The organism is Massilia sp. Masssp94 (assembly GCF_059491305.1).
Genome location: NZ_CP168501.1, coordinates 4,754,794 through 4,780,176 on the forward strand (window position 1 = coordinate 4,754,794; position 25,383 = coordinate 4,780,176).

The following is a 25,383-nucleotide window of genomic DNA, read 5'->3' on the forward strand; positions in this document are numbered from 1 at the left end:
ATGAAAAAGGCCGCCGGATCGCCCCGGCGGCCTTGGCATGTCCACGTTATCGATGAATGATCAGACGGCGTAATACGCCTCGACCGTACCTTTCAGCTTGATCAGCATCGGGCGGCCCTTGCGGTCCAGGGTCTTGCCGGCGGCGACCTTGATCCAGCCTTCGCTCAGGCAGTATTCCTCGACGTCCGTGCGTTCCTTGCCGTTGAAACGGATGCCGACCGGGTGCTTGAAGACTTCCGCGTCATGGTGCGGGCTCTTCGGGTCGATGGACAGGCGGTCGGGCAGGGGGGGGAGTTGGGTAGTATCGTTCATGGCGGGAATTATCCACGATTCCGCGCGCACGCGCGAGCACCGCGTGCTCCGTCCCGGTGGACGCAATTGCACCATTTCGCTATGCTCGGCCGAAGGGCATCCGATCCTGGCCACATGAGGACATCAAGACCATGGAATCGCTCATCCTCGCCTGCTGCCTGTTCGTGGCCGGCCTCGCGCATGCAGCCGGCGTCGACCCGGCCCTCGCGCAGCAGGTCAATGCGTTCGTCGACGGCTGGCACGACGACGCCGCGCACGCGCGCATGCGCTACTTCGACAAGATGGCGCCGGACGGCGTTTACATCGGCACGGACCGCACCGAACTGTGGCAGCGCGACGCGTTCCGCGAGTGGGGCCGCAAATACTTCGAGGGCAAGCAGGCCGCGTGGGTCTTTCATCCCACGCGGCGCAATGTCTACGCGACGGCGGATGGATCGATGATCTGGTTCGACGAATTGCTCGACACGGAACACATGGGCCATTGCATGGCCAGCGGCGTCATCCGCAGGACGCCGGCCGGGTTCGAGATCGTGCATTACCAGCTGTCGCTGGCGGTGCCGAACGAGGCGGCCAAGAAGGTGATCGAGGTCGTGAAGGCCGTCGAAGCCAGGTAGTCCGACCCCTGCTGATTGTGGATATCCCGTAGAGATACGCTTCCGGCATTGATTTAGTTCGACGATATTACTATTATCATTCAATCCAAATAAACATTTTTGCAATACGTCGTAGCGTGGAGCAAGTAATCGGGAGCGTAGTGAAAGGAATTGTCTTTAATTTGTTGGAAGAGGCCGTCAGCAGCACATACGGCGACGCCGCGTGGGATCGGCTGCTCGATGCGGCAGGACTGGAAGGCGCCTATACATCGCTCGGCAGTTACGACGACGCCGAGATTGCGGCCCTGGTGCGTACGGCAGCGGACGCCCTGGACATACCGGAAGATACCGTGTTGCGCTGGTTTGGACGCAGGGCGATGCCGCTGCTGGCGCGGCGTTACCCGGCGATCTTCGACAGCCATGCGAACGTGCGCAGCTTCCTGCTGAGCCTGAACAACATCATTCATCCCGAGGTCTGCAAGCTCTATCCCGGCGCGCGGACGCCCGTCTTCGCTTTCGATACGAGCGTCGCCGGCGTGCTGAAGATCGGCTACGACTCCCCCCGCCGCTTGTGTGCGCTTGCCGATGGGTTCATGCACGGCGCCGCCACGCTTTTCGGCGAGCGGATCGAGCTCGAACAGCACGAATGCATGCACCGCGGCGATCGCCGCTGCGAGTTCCACGTGCGCTTCGAGCCGGCATGAACGGGCTCGACAAGACGGAAGCCGCAGCGGAGATCGCCCGCCTCCAGCGGCGCGTGCGGCGCGAAGCGGCCGCGCGCCATGAAGCCGAGGCGATCGCCGAGCGGGGCCTGCGTGATTTGTACCAGCGGCAGCAAGAAATTGCCCTGCTGGAGAGTATCGCGGTGGCCGCCAACGAGGCGGACGACGTCCATGCCGCGATGGGGCGCGCGCTCGAGGCAATGTGCCGTTATGTGAGTTCGCCCCTCGGCACCCTGTGGCTGGTGTCGGGACCGCGAGGGCAGGAGCGGCTCAACGCCACCGGCATCTGGTATGACGAGGCTGCGCGCAACGGGGCCAGTCCGGTCCAGGAACTGCGTACGCGCACCGACGCCGACATGTTCGCGCCCGGCGTCGGGCTGCCAGGGCGGGTCGCGCTGAGCGGCAGGCCGGAATGGGTGGCCACCGATGGCACGGGCACGGTCGAGCTGCCGCGCCTGCCACTGATCGTCGGCGCGGGGTTTGCTTCGCTCGTCGCGTTTCCGGTGATGATCGCCAGCGAAGTGGTCGCGGTGGTCAAGTTTTTCAGCCGCAAGCGCGAGGCGCCGGACGAATCGCTGCTGCGCCTGATGGCCCAGGTCGGCACGCAGCTCGGCCGCGTGTTCGAGCGCTGCCGCGCGCGGGACAAGCTCATGCACAATGCGCTGCACGATCCCCTGACGCAGCTGGGCAACCGCAGGCTGTTCCTGGAACGTCTCGAGCACCTGCTGCAGCGCACGCGGCGCAAGCCGGGCGACCATTTCGCCGTGCTGTTCGTGGACCTGGACCGCTTCAAGTCGATCAACGACGGCCTGGGACACCAGTGCGGCGACCAGTTGATCATCGCTGCGGCCCGGCGACTGTCGGCCTGCCTGCGCCAGAACGACATGGTGGCGCGCGATGTCGCGTTCGCGCACGAACACCTGGTCGCGCGTCTCGGCGGCGATGAATTCGTGATTCTGCTCGACCAGGTCGGCAGCGCCGAACATGCGATCCTGGTCGCGGAGCGCATCATGAGCGTGCTGGCCGAACCCTTCGACGTGGCCGATCAGCGCGTGTTCGTGACCGCCAGCGTGGGCATCACCCTGAGCGCGACCGGCTACGCCCACGTCGAGGACATCGTGCGCGATGCCGACATCGCGATGTACCACGCCAAACGCACGGGGCGCGCGCGCTGGATGATGTTCGACCAGGCCATGCAGCGGGCTGCCGTGAGCCGCCTGCGGATGGAAGCCGATCTGCGCTACGCGATGGACCGCCGGGAGTTCTTCCTGGAGTACCAGCCGATCGTTGCCCCGCTCGACGGCCGGGTGCGCGGTTTCGAAGCCCTGCTGCGGTGGCGCCATCCGGTACATGGCCTCGTGCCGCCGGCCCGGTTCATCCCGATCCTCGAAGAAACCGGCCTGATCGAGCCGATCGGCGCATGGGTGCTGGGGGAGGCGTGCCGCCAGCTGCGCGACTGGCAGCAGGCCTTCGACATGCACCTGACGATGAGCGTGAACGTGTCGGCGGTCCAGTTCACGGACGAGGGCCTCGTCGGCGTGGTGACGCATGTGCTGGCCGAGACGGGCATCGCGCCCGCCACGCTCAAGCTCGAGCTGACCGAAACCGCCGTGATGGCGGACGCCGAAAGGGCACTGGCCGCGTTCGCGCAATTGAAGGCGCTGGGCGTGCGGGTCAGCCTGGACGATTTCGGCACCGGCTACTCGTCGCTCAGCTACCTGCGCCGCCTGCCGATCGACACGCTGAAGATCGACCGCTCGTTCGTCAGCAAGCTCGATTGCCACGACGACAAGCGCCAGATCGTCGAGGTGGTCCTGACGCTGGCCCGCGCGCTCGGCATGGACGTGGTGGCGGAAGGCGTGGAGACCGAAGCCGAGCTGGCGCTGTTGCGCGAGATGGGCAGCGACCTCGTGCAGGGCTATTATTACTACCGCCCCCTTGCTACGGAGCCCGCCACGCGGGTACTGGCCGGGCAGTTCGGATCAGAATAACTCGAGGTTGTGCGGCGCCGACGGCGGCGGCGATTTCTTCACGGGCGTCTTCGGCGCAGCCCATGCCTTCATCTCTTCCGCCGGATAAGGCCGCAGGAAGCTGCGTGCCAGCTCCGGATCGCGGCAGTGCAGCCACGCGTCGACGTCGCTCGGCGGCAGCACGACGAGCGCGCGCTTTTCGTCGTCTGGCTTGTGGAAGCGCCGCATCAGCGGATGATCGTCCGCGTTGATCGTGATCTGCGTGAACGACGCCGCGATCGTCCCGTCGGCCTCCGACCACTCGCGCCACAGGCCCGCCACGAAGAACACGCCGTCGTCCCGCATGCCGATGCCGAAGCGTTCGGCGCGGCCGCTCTCGTAGTTGGGCTCATAAAAACAGGTCATCGGCACGGCGCACAACTGGGTACGGCGCCAGGCCGGGGCGAACGAGCGCTTTTCGCCCAGCGATTCGGCGCGCGCGTTCATCGTGTCGAACGGTTTGACACCGGCCGGGATGTGGCGGCGCGGGACCATGCCGTAGCTCGCGAGCTGCAGCACGCGTTCGCCGTCCGGCCCCGCGCGCACGATCGGGGCCGTGTAATCCTTCCACGTTTCGCTGGGCCAGTCCCAGTCGCGGTACAGGTCGACGAGGGTGCCGAGCACCATGTCGAGTTGTTCGGGCAGCGGAGGGCGGTAGTTGACGCACATGGCGCTAGTTTGACATAAAAACGCCCTTTAAAAGCGGTAGCGCGCGCTGACCAGCACCGTGCGCGGCTCGCCCGGCATGTTGTAGTCGTTGGCGCCGCTGTGCGCGGACACGAAATAAGTCCGGTTGAGCAGATTGCGCACCGTGACCGTGACGTCGACCTTGCCGCTGTCGTAGCCGGCGCCGAGCTGCAGGACGCCATAGCCCGGCAGTGTCGTCAGGTCGTCCGGCGACGCATAGCGGCTCGATTCCGCGCGGCCGCCGGCGGCGACCCAGAAGTGGCCGTCGAGGCGGTGCTTGATCCACGCGTTGAACGTGTGGCGCGGCGTGAGCGCGGCCGTGTTGCCTTCGAACGGCTTGCCGGCCGACGTCAGTTCCGTCGAGTCCTCGATGGTGCCGCGCATGTTCGCATAGCCGGCGATCGCATCCCAGCCCGGCGCGATCTCGCCCATGAAGCTCAGTTCCAGGCCGCGCGTGCGCTGGCGGCCGACGGGCAGCGAGAAGTTCGTGTTGGCCGGATCGGCGACCTGGATGTTCGATTGGGTCATGTCGAACAGCGCCGCGGTCAGGCTCGAACGGGCACTGAGGTCGAGCTTCACGCCCGCTTCCTTGTTGACGGTCTGCGTGGGCTTCAGGGTGTCGCTGTTGGCGCGGAACGTGAACGAGTCCGCGATCGGCTGGAACGAGCGGTTCCACGAGGCGTAGACGGCCACGCGGCTCGCGGGCTGGTACACGGCGCCCAGGCGCGGCGACCAGGTATCGTCCGTGCGCTGCAGGTCGATGTTCTTCGCCGTGCGGTCGTCGCGGTCCTGCTTCAGGCGGTCGTAGCGCACGCCGGCCAGGACTTTCCATTCCGGCGTCAGCGCCACGAGGTCCTGCAGGTACAGGCCAGCGATGTCGACGCGGTTTTGGTTATCCGCGCCGGGTGCGACGCTATCCGGCAGCACCGGCAGGTCGACGAGCACGGGGTGGAACAGGTTGTACGTCGCCACGTTGTTGCGCGAGCGGAGCACCTCGCTCTTGTTCTGGCGGCCGAGTTCCACGCCGTACAGCAGCTTGTGGTTCGTCGCGCCCCAGTCGACGGTCTGGGAGAGTTCGTTCTGCAGGTAGCGGCCGTCCTCGTCGCGCAGGCGGTGGCTCTGGCCGATGGAGACGGTCGGGTTGGCGCCGTCCTTGATGGTACCGATCGACGTGTAGTTCCGGTCGAGCGCGTAGTCGTACGCGCGCAGCACCGTGTGCAGCTTCAGGTCGGGCGTGAACGCGTGGTCGAGCGTCGCGGTGGCGCTTTTCACGTCGCTTTGCACGAATGCGCGCGCGGTGGCGTTCGCGGCGCCGAAATAGGTCTCGACCGGCACGTCGACGGGGCGGCCGTGGTAGCTGGGCACGCCCTGGTCGGCCAGGCGCTTGTCGTGCAGGTAGTCGGCTTGCAGGGTCAGCGTCGTGGCGGGCGACAGCCTGAACGTGGCCGACGGCGCGAGGGCCTGGCGGCGCAGGAAGTAGCGGTCGCGGAAGCCGGTCGAGTCTTCGACCGCACCCGTCATCCGGAACAGGGCGTCCTTGTCGTCGTTGGCCGCGCCGACGTCGAACTCGCCGCGGCGCTGTCCGTGCGAACCGAGCGTGACGCCCGCTTCGAGGAGCGGATCCGCGAGCGGCTTCTTCGTCACGCGGTTGACGAGGCCACCCGCCGAGCCGCGGCCATACAGCACGGAAGCCGGCCCCTTGAGCACTTCGACGCGTTCGATGTTGGAGAGGTCGCGGAAGTACAGCGCGTCGTCGCGCACGCCGTCCACGAACTGGTCGCTGATGGCGGAAAAGCCGCGGATCGTCACCTGGTCGCGCTGGCCGTCGCCGACGGAGAACGACAGGCCCGGCACGTTTTGCAGCGCGTCCTGCAGCGACAGCGCGTTCTGGTCGTGCAGCACGACGGCCGGCACCACGTTGACGGTCTGCGGAATGTCGCGCAGCGGCACGTTGATCTTGGTGGCGGTGTTGGTCTCGGTGACTTCGTACGAGCCGGTGTCGATCTTCCGGTCGCGGATGACGACTTCCGGCATCGCGGGTTCTTCGGCACGGACCGGCGTCCACACGCTGCAGGCGAGGGCGACGAGGCAGGGGAGGGGGCGCAGTACTTGTTTCATGATGTTCCTGTTGTTGTTTGAAGGTGTTGGAAATTGGACGAGCGAGTCCGGATCGCGCGCATGCCGATGGCGGCAACGGCGTACAGCAAGGCGACGGTCCAGAACATGGCGGACAGCGGCACCCACGCGAGCGCGAGGCCGCCCGCGCCGGCGCCGACGAGCGCGCCGGCCTTGGCGGCGCCGTTGCCGGCGCCGAGTACGCGGCCCTGTTGGTCGTCCGCCGCTTCGCGCGAGAGCAGGCCGTAAAAGACGGGCAGCAGCGCGGCGAGGCACACGCCCCAAAGCACGCGCGCCAGCACGAACACGGCGATGTTCGTCGCGAGGGCCTGCACCGCGATGATGGCGACGCAGGTCCAGAGAATCCATTCGACCTGCGCGAGCACGCGTGCATGCGCCAGGTGCGCGAAGCGCCGGGCCCAGAACGGCGCGGCCACGCACAGGCCGAGCGCCGTGCCGGCATAGCACAGGCCCGTCACGCGGTTCGATACGTGCAGGACTTCGTCGGCATACAGGCCGAAGAACGTCTGCGGCATCATCTTCCCGGCCTGCACCAGCACGATGCCGAGCAGCAGGCCATGCAGCCCGGCCGGCAGCGCCGCCTTCCGCTCACGCACGCCGGAGGACCGCGTGGCCGGCGGCGCGACGGCCGGCAGGACAAACGAGGCCAGCGCCGCGCACAGCAGGCACGCCGCACCGGCCCACACGTTCACGCTGGTAAAACCCTGGGCATCGAACAGCCAGCCACCGATCACCGGACCTGTCACGGAGCCGATGGCCGTCGCGGCCTGCAGCTGCGCCATCAGTGCGCCGCGCGCCGCGCGCGTCACGAGCCGCGCGCCATAGGCCTGAGCCGCCGCGATGTAGCCGGCGAGGGCGCCCTGCAGCAGGCGCACGGACAGGATGACGGCCACGCTGTCCGTCGCCGCGATCCACCACTGCGTGGCCGCCAGCGCGAGCAGCGCGCGCAGCAGCATCGGCTTGTGGCCGACCCTGTCGCCGAGGCGGCCCCACCACGGCGTCGTGCACATCGCCATGGCCATCGGGCCCGCGTAGGCGATGGCGCTGACCCACGCCAGCGCGTGCGGCGACAGCTCGCCCACGCGGCGCAGGTGCAGGGGCCAGAACGGGCCGCTCATCTCCATGGCGCCCATCGCCACGAGCTGCAGCGCGAACAGCCAGCGCGTGGTGGTCATGCGAGCGGATTGGGCATGGTGCCGTGCACGTCGTCCTGCGTATCGGACAGGCGCATGCGCAGGAACGCTTTCGCGGGCCACTCATGCTCCAGCAGCGCCGCGCGTTCGGCGTGCCAGCGGGCCGCGTCGACGCGGCCGCGCAAGGCCGTGAACACGGCGTCGATCTCGCGCCGCAGGACGTCCCAGAACGGATGCTCGGGATGGCCGTACGCGCGCGCCAGCAGCAGCGCCAGTTCGGACAGGTGGCACAACAGCACGGCGTGCAGCAGCTTGTCGCGCACGGGTCCGTCGTCCTCGTACACGGTGGCGCCGGCGCGGTAGGCGTCGATCGCGAGGCCCGCGCCGCGCAGGGTGGGGCCGTGGATGCGCAGGTCGCCGAAGTCGCGCGCGAGCAGCTGCACGGGCGCGTAGTCCGCGTCGAGCATGATGAAGCTGTTCTGCTGGTGCGCTTCGAACGCGATGCCGTACACCAGATACGCGGACAGCAGAGCCGTCAGCACGGTGCGCGCGTGGCGCTCGAAGTACGCGACGGCGCCCGCGGCATGGTCGCCGTATGCGAGCGCGACGGCCTCCGTGACGAGCGGCCGGCCGCTGAACGGCGATTCCGCGAACAGGGCACCGACGGGGACCGGGAAGCGCGCGCCGTCCGCCTTCGCCATCGGATTGGCGCGGTACAGGATCGCCAGGTGGCGCGCGCGGTCATCGATGCCGTCCGGGTCGAGGTAGTAGAGGCCGACATCCTCGCGCACGATGTCGAGCGTGCCGCCGAAGCGCGCTTCGGCGTCGAGGATCGTCGCGAGCAGGCGCGTGATGCGCGGTCCCATCACGGCGGACTTCGGCGACACGGTCCGCTGCACGCTCGTCAGGCGCAGCGACACCGGCAGCTTCAGGTGCGGCAAGGTCGGCGAACCGGCCGGGACGACGGTGCGGAACGACATGGTCGGGGTCGCGTCGAGCGCCACGTCGTCCGGCAGGAGCAGGTCGCCGCGCGCGATCTCGGCCGCGAATTTTTCCGGGATCACCCTGCCGGCCTGGAAGGGATGCAGCGGCAGCGGGAGCCAGTCGGAAGGCGACTTGCCCAGCGCCGCCAGGGCGACTTTCCAGCGCAGCAGCGGCTGCGGGAAGTGCCGGCCGAACCACGCGAGGTAGTCGCCGTCGCCGGTCGAGAAGGTGACGTGCGCCTTGTCCGCGCGGATCGCGGCCAGCGGCACGGCCAGCGTCGGCTGGAATTCCGGCGACAGGGCCGTGACCTCGTCCGCGGACAATCCCAGCTTGGTCTTGAACGTGGGATGCCACGGATGGCCCAGCGTGCCCCATTGCTCCAGCAGCAGGGCGGGATTCGCATGGCCGGACTTGCGCAGCGCGGCGATGAAATGGGTGTCGGCCTTACCCAGTTCGGCGCGCAGCGCCCGCGCCCAGCCGCGGCGGTAGCCGAGGCACAGCACGTCGTTGGCGAGGCTGTTGTCGAGTTCGTGGATGAGCCGTTGGAGGTCCGCGCCCTGGCCCGGCAGGGAGGGCGCCACGCAGGCCAGCAGCGCCGCCGCGTGCACGACGGGTTGCGGCCGTTCCCCGGTCGCGTAGTACGACACGCCCCCGGCCAGCCGGCAATCGCCGATGCGGCCGAGGCTCAGGCCCTCGAAACGCAGCATGCCCTGTTGCGCCCACAGCGGCAGCCACGATACCGCGCCCTCCGTGATCAGCTGGTCCCGGTTCAGGAGGCGTTCGCGGAACAGGGCCTGCAATGTTCTCTGCAGGCTGCGCCGGCGGGCGTCGGACGAGGCCAGCTCGGCGGCAACGGCGTCCAGGGCGTGATCGACGGGGTTGAGCAGTTTCGGTATCGCGTTCATCGGCTTGCCTTCTCAATAACGACGGGAACGCAGCATAACGTAAACGCGAATCATTCTCAATACGATTCTCAATATTGCCCGATATGGATCAAGGCAGGGGCGTATGTTATGGTTGCGCCGATGAACACCCGATCCAACGGCGGCTACGTCGGCCGCTTCGCTCCATCGCCCACGGGCCCGCTGCACGCGGGGTCGCTGGTCGCCGCGTTGGCCAGTTATCTGGATGCGCGCGCCCACCACGGCACCTGGCTGATCCGCATCGAAGACATCGACGAGGGCCGCAGCGTGCCCGGCGCCGCCGGGGAGATCCTCGACCTGCTGCACCGGCTGGGCATGGAGTCCGACCGCGAGGTCGTGTGGCAGAGCCGCCGCAAGCACTTGTACGAGGCCGCGTACGACCGCCTCGCCGGCCACGTCTACCCGTGCGGCTGCAACCGCCGCGAGATCGCCGATTCGCGCCTGGGCGTCGCGCCCGACGGCGCCGCCATCTACCCGGGCACGTGCCGCCACGGCCTCGCGCCGGGCCGCAGTCCGCGCAGCCTGCGCCTGCGCGTGTCGGAGGCGGGCGAGGACGTGATCACATTCCAGGACCGCGTGGCCGGCGTCGTCACGCAGCGGCTGGCCAGCGAGTCGGGCGACTTCGTCTTGAAGCGCGCGGATGGCTACTGGGCTTACCAGCTGGCCGTCGTCGTGGACGATGCGGAGCAGGGCGTGACGGACGTCGTGCGCGGCGCCGACCTGCTCGATTCCACGCCGCGCCAGATCTTCCTGCAGCGGCTGTTGGACGTGCCGACGCCGCGCTACCTGCACGTGCCGGTGGTGCGCAATGCGAATGGCGAAAAACTGTCGAAGCAGACGGGGGCGCTGGCCGTGCGGCCGGGGGACGAAGAAGCTGCAGTGGCCGCGTTGCGGCAATCGGCGGGGTTTCTCGGGCTGGAAGTGGGCGAGCCAGGGTCGCTGGAAGCATTCTGGCGGGTCGCGGTGCCCGCGTGGGCGGCGTTGCATGTAAGTTGATGCCTCCCCGCATCAACCATCCATCTCACACCATCGGCCGTCTCCGGCTCATCCACATCAACCCGGCGAGACCCACGGCCAGCATCGACCACTCGGCCGTCTCCGGCACGGGCGGTGCGGCCACCAGCCAGCCGCGGAGTTCCCCGTTCGGATAGAGACTCGTGTGGATGTTGACGTAGGCCTCGTTGGCGTTGATGGCGTCGATGAGGGCCGTTTCGGCACTCGACGCCGTGCCGCCGTGCGTGCTCACGAAGGCGGGATCGTAGGACATCGCGTCATCCAGCGGGATGGCCTTGCTGTAGGTGCCCGCGGTGACACCCATCGGGAAGTCCTGGAACGGCACCGCCACGGGTGCCACGCCCGTGAAGGCCGTGCCGGTGCAGCAATGGATATGGGCATCCGTGGTGGTGCCGTCCAGGTCGCGGAACGGCATGTCGACGAACATTTCCTTCCCGCCCAGGTCGATCGTCACGAGGCTGGTGCCGGGCGAGGGGTTGGGCGGGATTTCCAGCGCCCCGGTGGCGACGGCCCGGTAGCTCGGGTCGGCCGGCGCGGCGCCGGCGGGCACGGCGACGGCGGTGGATGCCGCTGCCAGTGCGAGTACGGACAGAACACGTTTCATGGAGTACCTCCTGTTAAACAAAAGTCCTGCGCGCACCCCGTCCTGGGGTGCTGACTAAAAACTTAGCACTGAAGACATGGGCGGCCTCACACCATACGGTTGAGATAGTGCCCGCGGGCGACTGAGATTAGGAAAGCTTGGCATAATCGGCAACTGATCCTAATTGACATCATTCATGCGCTATCTTTACAGCATCTTTACGCTTCTCACTATTTCCTCCATCGCCCACGCCCAGGACGCGTCCCTGCTGGCCGGTGCGATGCGCGCCGACACGGATGCCGGCAATTCCTCGTTCGCGGTCAACGTCGGCTATACGCAGCACCTGCACAAGTACTTCTCGGTGAGCGCCGATTACCTGAACGAAGGCCATCCGAAGCTCCACCACCGCGACGGTCTCGGCGCCCAGCTGTGGGCGCATACGGCCGTCCCGCAACGGGGCTGGTCGTTCGGCGCCGGCTTCGGTCCCTACTATTACTTCGACACGACGACGGGCAACGGCTCCCTGGGCGACTACCGCAATGAGCACGGCTGGGGCCAGCTGATGAGCGTGAACGCGGTCTACCACCTGCATTCGCGCGCCTACGTCGAGGCACGCCTGTCGCATACGCACGGCATCGCGTCGCACGACAGCTCGATGCTGATGGTCGGCATGGGCTACGAACTGGGCAGCGTGCCGCGCCCGATCCGGCTGGAAAACGCCGACCGCGGCGACAACCTCGTCATGCTGCTCACGGGGCGCTCGATCGTGAACAGCTTCAAGTCGGAGACGTCGACGTCGACGGGCCTGGAGTATCGGCGCACGTTCACGCCGAATGTCGAGGGCAGCGTCATCCTGATGAATGAAGGGAAGGTGGACGCGGCCGAGCGCAAGGGCGTCTCGGCCCAGGTGTGGCTGCTGCGCCCGTTCACCGAGCGCACCGTGCTGGAGATGGGCTTCGGCGCCTACGCCATGCGCGACCAGCTCGACCGCACCGATCCCCACGCGGCGCGCGAGAACCACGTGGCGCCGATCGCGTCGATCGGCATGCGCTACCGCATCGACGACCACTGGCGCGGCCAGCTCACGTGGAGCCGCGTCATCACGAATTACGAGCGCGATTCCGACGTGTTCCTGCTCGGCGCCGGCTACGCGTTTTGATGGTCAGGTGCGCACCGGATCCGTGGCCAGCGGCCGCTTCATGATCGTGATGCTGCCGTCGGCCTCGAGGAAGGCGCACTGCATCTCGTGCTGCGCGCAATCGGCCTGGCGCAGGGCCTGCCGGACGTCCGACTCGCCCACGCGATTGCGGCGCAGGACCTTGTCGAAGAACACGCCATCGCGGCCGATGAGCAGCGAGTCGCCGTCCAGCAGGGATTCCATGCGATGGCTGTTGGCTGCGAGCATCCCGATACCCGCGTTCAGCACGATCAGCGTGGCCGCGATGATCAGGCCGCCGCTGACGGAATCGTCGCCGCCCGACAAGCCGTTCGACACAGCGGTTGACTGTTCGCTGGGGAACGTTGTGCGCCCTACAGCTTGCCGATCTGCCGGTCGATGGCCTTGCGCGCCCGTTCGCTGCGTTCGCTGTAGCGGTCGGTCAGGTAGTCCGTGCGGCCGCGCAGCAGCAGCGTGAATTTGTAGAGTTCCTCCATCACGTCGACGAGGCGGTCGTAGTAGGCGGACGGGCGCATGCGGCCGGCGTCGTCGAATTCCTTGTACGCCATCGGCACCGACGACTGGTTCGGGATCGTGAACATGCGCATCCAGCGTCCCAGCAGGCGCAGCGTGTTGACCACGTTGAACGATTGCGAACCGCCGCAGACCTGCATCACGGCGAGCGTGCGTCCCTGGCTGGGCCGCACCGCGCCCTGTTCGAGCGGAATCCAGTCGATCTGGTTCTTCATGACGGCCGTGACGGCGCCGTGGCGTTCCGGGCTGCACCACACCTGGCCCTCGGACCACAGGCACAGCTCGCGCAGTTCCACGACCTTCGGATGCGTCTCCGGCACGCTGCCGACCATCGGCAACGCCATCGGATCGAAGATCTTCACGTCGGCGCCGAAGTGTTCGAGGATGCGTGCCGCTTCGTACGTGAGGAAGCGGCTGAACGAGCGCTCGCGCAGCGAGCCGTACAGCATCAGGATGCGCGGCGGATGATTGAGACTGCCGACGGGTTCCAGCTTGGCTTGTGTGGGCAGGTCGAGGCGTTCGAAATCGATGTTGGGCAGGTTGTCCATGATGGGTCGTGTCAGGAAAGCCGCAGCGCCAGCGCGGCCAGCGTCACGAGCAGGATCGGCAGGGTCAGCACGATGCCGGTGCGGAAGTACTGGCCCCAGGAAATACGGATGCCCTTGTCCGCCAGCACGTGCAGCCACAACAGCGTGGCCAGGCTGCCGATGGGCGTGATCTTCGGACCGAGGTCGCAGCCGATCACGTTGGCATACACCATCGCCTCGCGCACGGCGCCGGTGGCGGGAACGGCGTCGATCGCCAGTGCGCCGACCAGCACGGTGGGCATGTTGTTCATGACGGAAGACAGCAGGGCGGTCGCGAATCCGGTGCCGAGCGCGGCGCCCCAGGTGCCGTGCGCCGCGCTGCGCGCCAGCAGCGCCGTCAGGCCGTCCGTGAGGCCGGCGTTGCGCAAGCCGTAGACCACCAGGTACATCCCCAGCGAGAACACGACGACCTGCCATGGGGCACCCCGCAGCACGGCGCGCACGGAAATGACATGGCCGCGCGCCGCGACGGCCAGCAGCACGAGGGCGCCCGCCGCGGCGACCGCGCTGATGGGCACGCCCGCGCGCTCCAGCCAGAAGAAGCCTGCCAGCAGCAGCGCCAGCACATACCAGCCGGCGATGAAGGTCGCGCGGTCGCGGATGGCCTCATGCGGGCGCTTGAGCTGGGCGAGGTCGTAGCGGGCGGGCAGGTCGCGGCCGAAGTACGCGACGAGCGCGGCGAGCGTCGCCAGCACCGCGACGATATCGACCGGCACCATGACGGCCGCGTAGCGCGCGAAGCCGATGCCGAAATAATCCGCGGACACGATGTTGACGAGGTTCGACACGACCAGCGGCAGGCTGGACGTGTCGGCGATGAAGCCGGCCGCCATCACGCACGCGAGCGTGGCGCGCGGCGGGAAGCGCAGCGCGGCCAGCATCGCGATCACGATCGGCGTGAGGATCAGCGCCGCGCCATCGTTCGCGAACAGCGCCGCGACGGCCGCGCCGAGCAGCACCAGCAGCACGAACAGCCGCCGGCCGTACCCGCCGCCCCAGCGCGCCACGTGCAGCGCGGCCCATTCGAAGAATCCGGCGCGGTCGAGCAGCAGGCTGATGACGATGATGGCCACGAACGCGCCGGTGGCGTTCCAGACGATGTGCCAGACGACCGGGATGTCGTCCACGCGGACCACGCCCGCGAGCAGCGCGACGGCGGCGCCGGCGGCGGCGCTCCAGCCGATGCCGAGACCGCGCGGCTGCCAGATGACGAGGACCAGCGTGGCGAGAAAGATGAGCAGCGCCGGCAGCATCACGGTGCGAGGACGCCGATGCGATCAAGTTCCGCCTTGAATGCCGCGCGGTCACCGGCCAGCCGGTCGAGCGGCAGCGCCAGGAAGGCCTCGATGCGGGCACGCAGGATCGCGTAGGCCTCCTCGAACGCGGCGCCGATCTCGTCCTCCGTGCCGGTCACGTGGCTCGGATCCTCCACGCCCCAGTGCGTGCGCAGCACTTGTCCGAGGTAAGCCGGACACGTTTCGCCGGCCGCGCTGTCGCACACGGTGACGACGATGTCCGGCGTGACGGGGAGAATGTCCCACGACTTGCTGTAATAGCCGTCGGTCGGAATGCCCTTGGCGGCCAGCAGGGCGAGTGCCCGTGCGTTCAGCCGTCCCGTCGGGTGGCTGCCGGCGCTGACGGCGTGCCAGCCGGCGGGTGCCAGGTGGTTGAAGACGGCTTCGCTGATGAGCGAGCGGCAAGAGTTGCCGGTGCAGAGGAAGAGTACGTTCATGGTCATGGTCATGGGAGTCAGCAGCAGAAGGTGTCGCGCGAGCAGGGCGTGCCGCCGCAGCAGTTTTCGGTCAGGAAGCCGACAAGGGCGTTCATCGCGTCGAAGCGGGCGGCATAGATGACGAAGCGGCCCTCCTGGCGCGGGACGACGAGGCCGGCGTGGGTCAGCTCCTTCAGGTGGAACGACAGCGACGAGGGCGGGACGCCCAGCGCTTCCGCGATCCTGCTGGCCGCAAGTCCGTTCGGCCCCGCCTGCACGAGGAGCCGGAAGGTCGCCAGCCGCGATTCCTGCGCGAGGGCGGCGAGGGCTGCCACCGCTTCCTTGTTGTCCATGGTCGCTCCGATTTTCAATTCGATATTTCGATTATAGTCGAAATGACTTGACATGGTCGAGTGCGGGAATCTATTCTGTATTCGTCGAATAACGAATAAAGGAGAGAACGACAATGGACACGAACGAACGACAACAAACGGTCGCGGTGCTGGGCGCCGGTCCGGTGGGCCTCGCGGCCGCGGCCCACCTGGTCGCGCGCGGCCTGGCGCCGCTGGTGTTCGAAGCGGGCGCGGCGCCGGGCGCGAACCTCGCGACCTATCGGCATGTGCGCCTGTTCTCGCCATGGCGGTACGACGTGGACAAGGCCGCGCGCCAGCTGCTGGAGCGCCACGGGTGGACGGCGCCGGCTCCCGACGCCCTGCCGACCGCCGGCGAACTGCTCGACGACTATCTGGCGCCGCTGGCCGCCACGCCCGAGATCGCGCCGCACCTGTTGTTCGGCCACCGCGTCACCGCGCTCACGCGCGTCGGCTTCGACAAGGTGAAAACGAAGGGCCGCGAGCGTGCTCCGTTCGTCATCCGCGCCGACACGGCCGCCGGCCCGCGCGCGTACCTGGCCGACGCGGTGATCGATGCGACCGGCACGTGGTGGCATCCGAACCCGCTGGGGGCGGACGGCATTCCCGCGCTTGGCGAAGCGGCGCTGGCCGCTCGCATCGATTATGGCATTCCCGATGTGCTGGGGGCCGCTCGCGCCCGGTTCGCGGGGAAGCGGATCCTCGTCGTGGGCGCCGGACACTCCGCGGCCGGCACGCTGCTCGCGCTGGCCCGGCTGGCGCAGGACGACCCGGCAACGCGCATCGTCTGGGCAACGCGCGGCAGCCGGCTCGACCGGGTATTCGGCGGCGGCGCCGCGGACGGCTTGCCGGCGCGCGGCGAGCTGGGGCTGCGCCTCAAGGCCCTGCGCGACGCGGGCGGCCTGGTATTGCGCCAGGACTTCCGCATCCAGGCCCTGGACGAAATCGATGGGCGGCTGCGGGTGACGGGGGCCCCGGTGGACGGCACGGTGCCGGTGATCGACGGCATCGACCGGATCGTCTGCGCGGCAGGTGCCCGGCCCGACCTGGGCCTGGGCCGGGAACTGCGCGTACGCCACGATCCCTGGCTCGAGAGCACGGATGCGCTGGCGCCGCTGATCGATCCCAACGAACACAGTTGCGGCACCGTCCGGCCGCACGGACACCGCGAGCTGGCGCACCCGGAGCCCGGCTATTACGTCGTCGGCGCCAAGAGTTACGGCCGCGCGCCGAACTTCCTGCTGGCGACCGGATATGAGCAGGTGCGTTCCGTCGTCGCCGCGCTGGCGGGCGACCTGGCGGCCGCCGACGACGTCCAGCTCGACCTGCCGGAAACGGGCGTCTGCAACACGCGGCTGGCCTTCGACGACGCCGCGCCAGGGCCGGCGGACGGGTGCTGCGGCGTGGCCCCGGCGGCGGCCGCCGCCTGCTGCGTGCCGGCGCCGGCCGCGGGCGGTGCGTGCGGTTGCCGTCATCCCGCCCCGACGGGCTGCTGCGCCTGACCGGAGTCCGCATGCGCCGCCCATCGACGACCGTCGGCATCCTCGCCGTGACCCAGATCGTGTCCTGGGGTTCGCTGTATTACGCCTTCACCATCCTGGCGCCCGGCATCCGGCGCGACCTCGGCCTCGCGCCGGAGGTGGTGTTCGGCGCGTTCTCGTGGGCGCTGCTCGTCGCCGGGCTGGCCGCCACGCCGGTCGGCATCCTGCTGGACCGTTACGGCGGCCGCGCCATCATGGCGGGCGGCTCGTTCCTGTGTTTCCTGGGGCTGGCCTGGCTCGGCCGCTGCACGGGCGCGGTGTCGTACTACGCCGCCTGGACGCTGGTCGGCCTGGCGATGGCGCTGACGCTGTACGAAGCCGCGTTCGCGACGATCCAGCGGCAACTCGATAGCGGGGCAAGGCAGGCCATGTCGACGCTGACGCTGTTCGGCGGCTTCGCCAGCACGCTGTTCTGGCCGTTGACGGCGTGGCTGCAGGCGTCGCATGGATGGCGCGACACGTACCTGTCGTACGGGATCGTGCAACTCGTCGTGTGCATGCCGCTGCACCTGGGCCTTGGCGCCAGCGCGCCCGCAGTGACACGCGTCGGTCCGGCACGCGGACACACGCTGGCGGAAGCCGTGCGGCATCCCGCGTTCTGGACGCTGGCGCTGGCATTCGCGGCGAATACCTGTGTCTTCTCGGCGCTGGCGGTCCACCTGATTACGCTGTTCGAACGTCTTGGCCAGGCGAGGGAGACTGCGGTGCTGCTGGCCGCGCTGATCGGTCCGATGCAGGTGGCCGGACGCGTGGGCGAGATGGCGTTCGCGCGGCACACGGCACCGCAAACGGTCGGCAAGGTGACGTTCGCGCTGCTGCCGGCGGGCCTGGCCGTCATCGCGCTGGGCGGTGCGCAGGCCTGGGCGGTGGCCGCGTTCTGCGTGCTGTATGGGTTGAGCAACGGCGTCCTCACGATCCTGCGCGGATCGTTGCCGCGGGCGCTGTTCGGCCGCGACCACTACGGCGCCATCGCGGGCGCCATGGCCGGGCCGGCATTGCTGTCGAAGGCGGCGGGACCGTTGATCGCGGCCGCGCTGCTGGGCCGCGCCGACGGTCCCGCCCTGCTGCTGGCCGCGCTGCTGGCCATGTCGCTCGCGTCCCTCGCGTTCTACCTGCGCGCAGTCGCGCCGGACAAAACTTTTGACAAGCATCCCGCCTGACGTCTATCCTGCGTTCGCCCAACCACGAACGCACCATGTCCAAGTCCTGCTGCCCCCCGGCGACCGCTCGCGCCCGTACGACGGAATTCGATGCCGACGACCTCGCGCGCATGTGCAAGGCGCTGTCGCATCCCGCGCGCGTCCAGCTGCTGCGGCACCTGATCGATCACGGCGAGTGCTATTTCGGGAACCTGGCCGACGTGTTGCCGCTGGCGCCGTCGACGATCTCGCAGCATGTCACGATCCTGAAGGAGGCCGGCCTGATCGAAGGCTCGGCGGACGTGCAACGGGTCTGCTATTGCGTCAACCGGGACCGGCTGCAGCAGCTCAAGCAGGCGATCGGGGCACTTTAACCCTGTCCGTCCCTGGCCAGGTTCAGTTCCCAATAACCCACGTCGACCCAGCGGCCGAACTTCATGCCGACTTCCGAGAAGTGGGCCACCTTGCGGAAGCCCAGCGCTTCGTGCAGGCCGACGCTGCCGGCGTTCGGCTGGGCGATGCCGCCGATCACCAGGCGCAGTTCGCGCTTGCGCAACTCGTCCAGCAGCGCGCCGTACAGGACCCGCCCCAGCCCCCGGCCGGTGCAATCCTTGTCCAGGTAGACGGTGCTCTCGACCGAATGGCGATAGGCCGGCCGCACGCGCCACTTCGTCGCGTACGCATACCCGGCGAGCGTGCCGTCGACTTCCAGCACGAGCCACGGCAGGCCGGCGGCGCCGACGTCGGCGATGCGCTGGGCCATCTCCGGTTCGCTCACCGCGTCTTCCTCGAAACTGACCGTCGTCGTCGTGACATAGTGGTTGTAGATGGCGCAGATGCGGGCGGCGTCGGCGGGCGTGGCGGGGCGGATGCGGGTGGCCGTCATGCTTGCGGCTCCTGCCCGGCAAGGTCCGGACGACGCGCCTCCCACGCCGCCAGCGCTTCCTTGTAATTGGCAAGCAGCATCTGGTAGACGTCGAAGATGCAGTTCGGGCAGCCGGAGCCGCAGCAATCTTCCAGCGCGGGTTCGATGGGCGGCAGCGGCCGCGGGTCGGGCAGGGGTGTGACGGGATCGGACATGCGGGGCAGCATACCGCAAACGCGCCCCGCGCGTCGAGTAGGCCTATCCGTTCAGCTCATAGCTGCGCAGCACGAACACCGTCTTGCCGTTGCGCTTCGTGCAGACGCCTTTCATCACTTCGCCCCCGCCCAGGTCCCATGTGAGGGCGCTGCCGGCCGGTTTGCCGGCGCAGGCCGCGTGCGCCTCGGCCGGGACCGGCGGCAACTTCGGTGGCGGCGGCGGTGCGGGAACGGCCGGGACGCCGGGCACGGCCGGGATGGGCGGCAGCGCGGGTGGGACGCCGGCTTCGCCCACGTCCGGGACGGGCGGTGCGGGCGGGGCCGGTGGCGCGGGAGGCGCTGGCGGGGCAGGGGGCACGGGCGGGGCCTTGCACTTGCCGGTGGCCGTCTTGCAGTGGATGCTCACGTGGACGTGCTCGTCCGTGGTCTGCGCCAGCGCCGGCAGCATGACGGCGCCCAGCAGGATGCCGAGGGTGGTGGCTTTCATAGTCTTCTCCTTGTCGTGGCCCGCACGACGCGGCGGGCCATGTCGGTATCGTGCATGCCGATTGTGGAGAAAAAATGAAGATCGCCTGTCAAAGATCGAAGCGGTAGCCGAGCCCGTAGATCGAACGGATGGCGTCCACGCCCGGCAGCGCGGCGTCGAGCTTGCGCCTGAGGTTCTTGACGTGGGTGTCGATGGCGCGGTCCGTCACGTCGAGGCTCGCGTTGCCCTCGCGCGCGAGGTCGAGCAGCTGGGCGCGCGAAAAGACCTGGCCGGGGCGGCGCGCCAGCGCGGCCAGGATGCCGTATTCGGTCGGCGTCAGGTCGAGCGGCTTGCCGTGGACGGCGATGCGGCGGGCGAGCGTGTCGACGGCGACGACCGGCGCGGGACGCCCCGCGCGGCGCAGGATCGCCTTGATGCGGGCGACGAGTTCGCGCGGGCTGAACGGCTTGCACAGGTAATCATCGGCGCCCGCGTCGAGGCCCAGCAGGCGGTCGATTTCTTCCACGCGCGCCGTCACCATCACGACGGGCAGGTCGGCCAGCAGCGGGTTCGCATCGGCCCGCAGCGCACGGCACAGGGACAGCCCGTCGAGCCCCGGCAGCATCAGGTCCAGCACGACCAGCGCCGGCGGATCGCGCCGCAACGCCTCCAGCGCGGCCGCGCCGTCCTCGAACACCTCGGCCGCGTAGCCGGCCGCGCGCGCATAGTCGGCCACCAGCGCGGCCAGTTCCGGCTCGTCTTCGACGATGACGATGCGCCCGCTCATGCCGGGTCGCCCGCGCGCGGCAGCGCGATCGTGGCGCGCAGGCCGCCGGACGGCGCGTGCGCGAAGGCGAGCGTGCCGCCCTGGGCTTCCACGAGGCGCCGGCACAGCGCGAGCCCGAGGCCGGCGCCGCCGTGGGCGCGGCTGCGCGACGCGTCCACCCGATAGAAACGGTCGCCGAGGTGCGCCAGCGCGTCGTCCGGGACGCCGGGCGCGCTGTCGTCCAGGTGCAGCCGGATGCCGCGGCCGTCCGCATGCGCATGCAGGTGGACGCGGCCGCCGGCCGCCGTGTAGCGCAGGCTGTTCTCGAACAGGTTGGCGAGCACCTGGCGCATGCGGTCGGGGTCCGCCATCACTTGCGCGGCGGCCGGGCCGGGGCCGAGATCGAGCGCGAGGCCGGCTTGCGCGAAGCGCTCCTCGAAGCCGCGCGCCTCGGCGCACGCGAGCGTCCACAGGTCGAGCGCGACCGGCTTGCACTCGAGCGCGCCGACGTCGGCGCGCGCCAGCGCGTACAGCTCGTCGATCAGTTTATTCAGCGCGAGCACCTGGCGCAGCATCGCGTCGAGGGTGTCCGGCGTGGCGCTGCGCACGCCGTCCTGCAGCGCTTCCAGCTGGGCGCGCAGCACGGCCAGCGGCGTGCGCAGTTCGTGCGACGTGTCCGCGACCCATTGGCGGCGCGCCTGCTCCGCGCCGGCCAGCCGGGCCGCGAGGGCGTTGAAGTGGCGCGCGAGGTCGCCCAGTTCGTCGCTGCGCCGCGCGGGGAGGCGCAGGTCGAAATGGCCCTCGGACAGTGTCCGGCTGCCCGCCGCCAGTTGCCGGATCGGGCTGCGGAAGTGGCGCGCCAGCAGCATGGCGGCGACGGCGCTGAGGGCCACCGCGAGCGCGACGATCTGCCACAGGCTGCTGGTCAGTTGCTGCAGGAAGGCATAGCCCAGCGCGTCGCCGGGACGGGCGTCGCGGACCACGGCCAGGTAGCCGACCGTGCGGCCATTCACCTCCACCGCGCGCCGGACCGTGGCGGCGTCGGGGCCCGGACGGCGGCCGGCGAGCCACGCGCCCCGCGCGTCGAGCAGCGAGACGCGGCGCGCCAGCGGCAGCGGCAGCGGGCCCCGGTTTGGAACCTCGGGCAGGCCGGGCACGACGGGGACGTCATGCACGCGCGGGCCGGGCAGCGGCGGCAGCGGCGGGGCCGGCGGTGCGGGCGGCGCGGGCGGCGCAGGGGGCACGGGCGCGACCGGCGTGACGGAAGGTAATCCATCCTCGCGCAGCCGCTGCAGGCGCGCGAGCTCCTGCGCGATCCAGTCCTGGCGGTCGGTGGCGGGAATGAAACCCCAGCCGTTGCCGGCGCGGTAACGGCGCGCGAGCGTGGTTGACAGCTCTTCCAGGCGGTCCAGTTCGATGCCGGCGGCGTAGTCGCCGAAGCTGGCCACCACGTTCTGGCGCAGCAGGAATACGGCGCAGGCGGCCACGGCGAGGATCGCCAGCAGGACCGAGGCAAACAAGCGATGACCGATCGAGAACTTCAAGGCGGAATGGGAAGGAATTGGCGAAGAGACATTTTAGGATAATTAAGTGTGGTAAATACGACGTGATAGCGCGCGTCTACCCGATTTGGCTGGACAGCCTATTGATTTTTCGCGAATGATGACATGTGTCCAGAATGCAGCTATATTTTCCTCTAATAAAAAATCGGCCGGTGAACCAATAGAGCCGACTACCCGGGAGACAAGTTATGTTGAATTGGTTGAAAACGACGCTCATACCGTCCGCGTCGGCGTTCGCGCCAACCGGACGGTCCGGCATGACGGCCCGCGTGCGCAGCCTCGTGCTGAATGCGCGCGACGGCAGCATCCGCACGGCGATCAACGCGGCGCGCCTGCGCAAGGAGGTCGACCAGTCGCTCGACAAGGCGCGCCAGCAGTACACCGCGTCGCGCGAGCTGGCGGCGTCGGCGCGCGAGGTGACGGCCCTGTCGGCCAGCGTGAAGGCCGGTACGGACGACATCGCGGGGACGGCGGGCCGTAACCTGGCCGTGGCGCGCGCGTCGATGGACGAGTTGTCGCACCTGGAAGCGCGCATGCGCGCGATCGAGGAAAAAGTGGATGGTTTCGCGCGCACCGTCGGGCAGCTGGACCACCATGCCCGCTCGATCAGCGAGTTCGGCGGCATCATCCAGCGCATCGCCAACCAGACCAACCTCCTGGCCATCAACGCCGCGATCGAAGCGGCGCGCGCGGGCGAAGCCGGCCGCGGTTTCGCCGTCGTCGCGGCCGAGGTGCGGCGCCTGTCGCAGCTGGTCAACGAAGAGACGACCAAGATCGCGGGCGTCAACAGCGAGATGCGCACGCTCGTCGAGTCGACCACCGGCGCCACCCAGGAGATCCTGGAAGGCGTGAACGTGTCGGCCCGCGAGGTCGGCCTGGCCGCCGGCCACTTCAAGACCTTCGTCGCCGATTTCGAGCGCATGACGGGCACCGTCAACGAGATGGCCGTCGCGATGCAGTCGCTGGACAGCATCAGCCAGTCGATCGGCCGCCAGGTCACGGACATGGCGACGAATGCGTCGGAGACGGGTAAATCGATGGCCGACGCGTCGCGCCGCGTCGACGAAGTGCGCGCGACGACCGAGGAAATGCAGGGCGTGCTGGCCGAGTTCCGCACGGGCGGCACGACGTTCGACGGCCTCGTGGAAGCGACGACGCAGCTGCGCGACGCCGTCGGCCGCTGCCTCGCGGGCCACCTGGCGCGCGGCGTGGACATCTTCGACCAGACCTACCGGCCGATCGAAGGTTCGGATCCGCCGCGCTTCACGACGGGCTACGACCGCGCCGTCGAGCGCGACCTGCAGGCGCTGTACGACCGCGTCCTGTCCGACCTGCCGGGGTGCACGTATGCGCTGGCGGTCGACAACAAGGGTTATGCGCCCACGCACAACGGCAAGTTCTCGCAGACCCCGACGGGCCGGCGCGACCACGATCTCGTCTACTGCCGCAATAAACGCATCTTCGACGACCCGGTGGGCGCGAAGCTGGCCGCGAACCGCAAGCCGTTCCTGTTCCAGACCTATCTGCGCGATACGGGGGAGGTGATCAACGACCTGTCCATGCCGCTCGAGATCGGCGGCCGGCATTGGGGGGCGGTGCGGGTCGGGTTCGATTCGTCGAAACTCTAAACACGTCGTTCCCGCGCAGGCGGGAACCCAATTTGCACGCGCTATCGCTGCACATGCAGAACTTGGATCCCCGCCTGCGCGGGGATGACGTTTGGGGTGTGGGGTGCGGCGCGGGTCGGGTTCGATTCGTCGAAACTCTGGAATCCCGTCGTTCCCGCGCAGGCGGGAACCCATAATGAAGCACCGAAGTCACTCAGCATGGATTCCCGCGTGCGCGGGAATGACGGGTGGTCAGAACTTGTAGTTGTACGCCAGGCCAAGCAACTGCATGCGGGTCTTCCACGTGCCGCGGGTCGTCTCGCCGTTGCCGGTGCAGCCCGTCATCACCGGATTGCAGTTGTTCGTGTAGTTGCCGCTCGCGTCGTTGAAGTGCAGCCAGCTGTACGCCAGGTCCAGCGACGAGGCCGGGGTCAGCTTCCAGTTCGCGCCGAACGACAGTTGCAGGCGGTCGGCGTCCGGCAGCGCCGCGTGGCGGAGCAGGTCGCCGCGGACCGGGGCGTCGTCGTGCGCGATGCCGCCACGCAGGGTCACGGCGTCGTTCAGCGCATAGTTCGCGCCCAGCGCCACGCGCACGGTGTTCTTCCACTGCTGGCGGATCACGAGGTCGCCTTCGTTGGTGCCGACGAACTGGATGTCGATGTCCTGCATGCGCGAGTTGCGCGTCCACGTCACGTCGGCCATGCCGGCCCATTTCGCATCGAACTGGTGGAAGGCGTTCAGCGACAGCGTCTCCGGCGTGCTGACGTCCACGCGCGCCGCGGAATTCGCGTGGTGCGAGGCGCCCTGCAGCACCTTGTTGACGACGGCGTCGCTCGTCACCGTCGAGAAGTCCCACAGCGCGCCGCCTTTCAGTTCATGCTTGATCGACGAGCGGTAGGCGATGCCGAAACGGGTATCCGGCGTCGGCGCGTACAGATAGCCCACGTTGAAGCCATAGCCCCAGTCCTTGCCGTCCACGCCCGCGTGCGCGTCGCCGGCCGTCGGAAGCAGCGCCGGGTTGCCGCCCAGCGCAGCGATCTGGCGCACCAGCGCGGCGCTGCTGCCGGCGGCCTGCGCGGCGGCGATCGAGCCCGGCACGTCCACGCCCTGGCGCAGGCTCGCCTTCATGTGTTCGATGTCCATGCCGAAGCCGAAGCTGTGCTGCTCGGAGAGCTTGAACGCCACCGACGGGTTGATGTTGATCGATTCCAGCTTGATGTTGGTGAGCGAGTAGCGGCCCGACCAGTTGTCGTCGTAATCCAGCTTGGTGCCGTACGGGACGAACACGCCGACACCGGCCGTCCACTGGTTGTCGATCCTCTGGCTGTAGTACAGCGTCGGGGCGGCCACGACGCTCGGCGCGTAGTCGTCCTGCGCCTTCACGCCGCCCGTGGACGTCCTGGTGAAGCGGGTCGAGCCGGCATCCTGGAACGTCGAGTGCGGGACGACGGCGGTGATGCCGCCGACGATCTGGCGCCCTTCCAGGCGCGACATGCCGGCCGGGTTGGCGAAGATGGTGGATGCGTCGGCGGCTTCGGCGCCGTTGGCTTCCGCCGTGCCCTGGGCGGACACGCTCTGGGAGCCGAAGCGGTAGCCGGAAGCGGTCGCGTCGAGCGACGCGCCCAGGGCCAGGGCGACGAGCAGGGTCAGGTGTTTCTGGTTCATCGGTCTCACTCCAAGTATCGATTCTGAGCCCGCCCCCGGGCCGGAAAGGCCGGGGTCGGCGGGAGCCGAAGCATACACTATTTCGTACGACCGTTCTATTTT

General features: G+C 68.7%; 26 protein-coding genes. 9 read left to right on the forward strand and 17 right to left on the reverse strand.

The annotated features are described in order from the left end of the window. Window positions 1-60: 60 nt before the first annotated feature. Entirely contained in the window at window positions 61-312 is a 252-nt protein-coding gene (locus tag ACEN9G_RS20990) for a DUF3297 family protein (protein ID WP_413341783.1), read from the reverse strand. 131 nt (window positions 313-443) lie between these two features. Here ACEN9G_RS20990 and ACEN9G_RS20995 point away from each other — a divergent pair, with 131 nt between their 5' ends. From ACEN9G_RS20995 to ACEN9G_RS21005, 3 genes are all read left to right on the forward strand, one after another. Next, window positions 444-926, forward strand: a complete 483-nt coding sequence (locus tag ACEN9G_RS20995) for a nuclear transport factor 2 family protein (protein ID WP_413341781.1) — start codon at window positions 444-446, stop codon at window positions 924-926. Between the two features lie 140 nt (window positions 927-1,066). Then, window positions 1,067-1,609, forward strand: coding sequence for a heme NO-binding domain-containing protein (locus ACEN9G_RS21000; protein ID WP_413341779.1), 543 nt, complete (start codon window positions 1,067-1,069; stop codon window positions 1,607-1,609). Next, on the forward strand, window positions 1,606-3,618 hold the full coding sequence (locus tag ACEN9G_RS21005; RefSeq protein WP_413341778.1) for a putative bifunctional diguanylate cyclase/phosphodiesterase: 2,013 nt from the start codon (window positions 1,606-1,608) through the stop codon (window positions 3,616-3,618). The genes ACEN9G_RS21000 and ACEN9G_RS21005 overlap by 4 nt, the downstream gene beginning before the upstream one ends. On the opposite strand, the gene ACEN9G_RS21010 is transcribed toward ACEN9G_RS21005, so the two are convergent. Genes ACEN9G_RS21010 through ACEN9G_RS21025 form a run of 4 tightly spaced genes read right to left on the reverse strand, consistent with a single transcriptional unit; the run spans window position 3,610 to window position 9,481 of the window. Next, the gene (locus ACEN9G_RS21010) at window positions 3,610-4,305 is read right to left on the reverse strand and encodes an SOS response-associated peptidase (RefSeq protein ID WP_413341777.1); all 696 of its coding nucleotides are present in this window, start codon (window positions 4,303-4,305) and stop codon (window positions 3,610-3,612) included. The genes ACEN9G_RS21005 and ACEN9G_RS21010 overlap by 9 nt on opposite strands. Window positions 4,306-4,332: 27 nt before the next feature. Beyond that, window positions 4,333-6,441 carry a TonB-dependent receptor gene (locus tag ACEN9G_RS21015; RefSeq protein WP_413341776.1) on the reverse strand — a complete coding sequence of 703 codons (2,109 nt, stop codon included), beginning with the start codon at window positions 6,439-6,441 and terminating at the stop codon, window positions 4,333-4,335. Continuing rightward, on the reverse strand, window positions 6,438-7,634 hold the full coding sequence (locus ACEN9G_RS21020; RefSeq protein ID WP_483126909.1) for an MFS transporter: 1,197 nt from the start codon (window positions 7,632-7,634) through the stop codon (window positions 6,438-6,440). Before ACEN9G_RS21020 ends, ACEN9G_RS21015 begins: the two co-directional genes overlap by 4 nt. Next, the gene (locus ACEN9G_RS21025; RefSeq protein ID WP_413344228.1) at window positions 7,631-9,481 is read right to left on the reverse strand and encodes an IucA/IucC family protein; all 1,851 of its coding nucleotides are present in this window, start codon (window positions 9,479-9,481) and stop codon (window positions 7,631-7,633) included. The genes ACEN9G_RS21020 and ACEN9G_RS21025 overlap by 4 nt, the downstream gene beginning before the upstream one ends. A 120-nt stretch (window positions 9,482-9,601) precedes the next feature. Between ACEN9G_RS21025 and gluQRS the strand changes: the two genes are divergently transcribed. Next, complete coding sequence (gene gluQRS, locus ACEN9G_RS21030; RefSeq protein ID WP_413344230.1) at window positions 9,602-10,495, forward strand: tRNA glutamyl-Q(34) synthetase GluQRS; 894 nt, start codon at window positions 9,602-9,604, stop codon at window positions 10,493-10,495. Between the two features lie 25 nt (window positions 10,496-10,520). Here gluQRS and ACEN9G_RS21035 read toward each other — a convergent pair whose 3' ends face one another. Beyond that, window positions 10,521-11,117: a CHRD domain-containing protein gene (locus ACEN9G_RS21035; RefSeq protein WP_483126910.1), complete on the reverse strand. Its 597-nt coding sequence runs from the start codon at window positions 11,115-11,117 to the stop codon at window positions 10,521-10,523. A 175-nt stretch (window positions 11,118-11,292) separates the two neighbouring features. Between ACEN9G_RS21035 and ACEN9G_RS21040 the strand changes: the two genes are divergently transcribed. After that, window positions 11,293-12,255 (forward strand): hypothetical protein, encoded by a 963-nt coding sequence (locus tag ACEN9G_RS21040; protein WP_413343913.1) that lies wholly within the window; start codon window positions 11,293-11,295, stop codon window positions 12,253-12,255. A gap of 3 nt (window positions 12,256-12,258) precedes the next feature. On the opposite strand, the gene ACEN9G_RS21045 is transcribed toward ACEN9G_RS21040, so the two are convergent. From ACEN9G_RS21045 to ACEN9G_RS21065, 5 genes are read right to left on the reverse strand one after another with little or no spacing between them, the layout of a single operon-like run. Further along, a complete protein-coding gene (locus ACEN9G_RS21045) occupies window positions 12,259-12,591 on the reverse strand; it encodes a DUF421 domain-containing protein (protein ID WP_413343911.1) in 333 nt (110 codons plus the stop codon). Between the two features lie 35 nt (window positions 12,592-12,626). Then, entirely contained in the window at window positions 12,627-13,334 is a 708-nt protein-coding gene (arsH, locus tag ACEN9G_RS21050) for an arsenical resistance protein ArsH (RefSeq protein WP_413343909.1), read from the reverse strand. Between the two features lie 11 nt (window positions 13,335-13,345). Further along, window positions 13,346-14,626 carry an arsenic transporter gene (locus ACEN9G_RS21055; protein ID WP_483126911.1) on the reverse strand — a complete coding sequence of 427 codons (1,281 nt, stop codon included), beginning with the start codon at window positions 14,624-14,626 and terminating at the stop codon, window positions 13,346-13,348. Next, entirely contained in the window at window positions 14,626-15,105 is a 480-nt protein-coding gene (locus ACEN9G_RS21060; RefSeq protein WP_413343907.1) for an arsenate reductase ArsC, read from the reverse strand. Before ACEN9G_RS21060 ends, ACEN9G_RS21055 begins: the two co-directional genes overlap by 1 nt. Window positions 15,106-15,122: 17 nt before the next feature. Beyond that, window positions 15,123-15,437 carry an ArsR/SmtB family transcription factor gene (locus tag ACEN9G_RS21065; RefSeq protein WP_413343905.1) on the reverse strand — a complete coding sequence of 105 codons (315 nt, stop codon included), beginning with the start codon at window positions 15,435-15,437 and terminating at the stop codon, window positions 15,123-15,125. Between the two features lie 113 nt (window positions 15,438-15,550). Between ACEN9G_RS21065 and ACEN9G_RS21070 the strand changes: the two genes are divergently transcribed. Genes ACEN9G_RS21070 through ACEN9G_RS21080 form a run of 3 tightly spaced genes read left to right on the forward strand, consistent with a single transcriptional unit; the run spans window position 15,551 to window position 18,509 of the window. Further along, complete coding sequence (locus tag ACEN9G_RS21070; RefSeq protein ID WP_483126912.1) at window positions 15,551-16,957, forward strand: FAD-dependent oxidoreductase; 1,407 nt, start codon at window positions 15,551-15,553, stop codon at window positions 16,955-16,957. A gap of 11 nt (window positions 16,958-16,968) precedes the next feature. Further along, on the forward strand, window positions 16,969-18,156 hold the full coding sequence (locus tag ACEN9G_RS21075; RefSeq protein ID WP_483126913.1) for an MFS transporter: 1,188 nt from the start codon (window positions 16,969-16,971) through the stop codon (window positions 18,154-18,156). Between the two features lie 35 nt (window positions 18,157-18,191). After that, window positions 18,192-18,509, forward strand: a complete 318-nt coding sequence (locus ACEN9G_RS21080; RefSeq protein WP_413345404.1) for an ArsR/SmtB family transcription factor — start codon at window positions 18,192-18,194, stop codon at window positions 18,507-18,509. Here the strand turns inward: ACEN9G_RS21080 and ACEN9G_RS21085 are convergent. The 5 genes from ACEN9G_RS21085 to ACEN9G_RS21105 form a co-directional block, all read right to left on the reverse strand. After that, complete coding sequence (locus ACEN9G_RS21085) at window positions 18,506-19,021, reverse strand: arsinothricin resistance N-acetyltransferase ArsN1 family B (RefSeq protein ID WP_413345406.1); 516 nt, start codon at window positions 19,019-19,021, stop codon at window positions 18,506-18,508. The two genes, ACEN9G_RS21080 and ACEN9G_RS21085, sit on opposite strands and share 4 nt — an antisense overlap. Continuing rightward, window positions 19,018-19,215 carry an oxidoreductase-like domain-containing protein gene (locus tag ACEN9G_RS21090; protein ID WP_413345408.1) on the reverse strand — a complete coding sequence of 66 codons (198 nt, stop codon included), beginning with the start codon at window positions 19,213-19,215 and terminating at the stop codon, window positions 19,018-19,020. Before ACEN9G_RS21090 ends, ACEN9G_RS21085 begins: the two co-directional genes overlap by 4 nt. 43 nt (window positions 19,216-19,258) lie before the next feature. Further along, entirely contained in the window at window positions 19,259-19,702 is a 444-nt protein-coding gene (locus tag ACEN9G_RS21095) for a hypothetical protein (protein WP_483126914.1), read from the reverse strand. A gap of 88 nt (window positions 19,703-19,790) precedes the next feature. Then, window positions 19,791-20,468 (reverse strand): response regulator, encoded by a 678-nt coding sequence (locus ACEN9G_RS21100; RefSeq protein WP_483126915.1) that lies wholly within the window; start codon window positions 20,466-20,468, stop codon window positions 19,791-19,793. Beyond that, the gene (locus ACEN9G_RS21105) at window positions 20,465-21,967 is read right to left on the reverse strand and encodes an ATP-binding protein (RefSeq protein WP_483126916.1); all 1,503 of its coding nucleotides are present in this window, start codon (window positions 21,965-21,967) and stop codon (window positions 20,465-20,467) included. Before ACEN9G_RS21105 ends, ACEN9G_RS21100 begins: the two co-directional genes overlap by 4 nt. Before the next feature lie 242 nt (window positions 21,968-22,209). Between ACEN9G_RS21105 and ACEN9G_RS21110 the strand changes: the two genes are divergently transcribed. Continuing rightward, a complete protein-coding gene (locus tag ACEN9G_RS21110; protein WP_483126917.1) occupies window positions 22,210-23,637 on the forward strand; it encodes a methyl-accepting chemotaxis protein in 1,428 nt (475 codons plus the stop codon). Between the two features lie 231 nt (window positions 23,638-23,868). Here the strand turns inward: ACEN9G_RS21110 and ACEN9G_RS21115 are convergent, their stop codons facing one another. Beyond that, window positions 23,869-25,281, reverse strand: coding sequence for an OmpP1/FadL family transporter (locus ACEN9G_RS21115; protein ID WP_483126918.1), 1,413 nt, complete (start codon window positions 25,279-25,281; stop codon window positions 23,869-23,871). Window positions 25,282-25,383 lie beyond the last annotated feature (102 nt).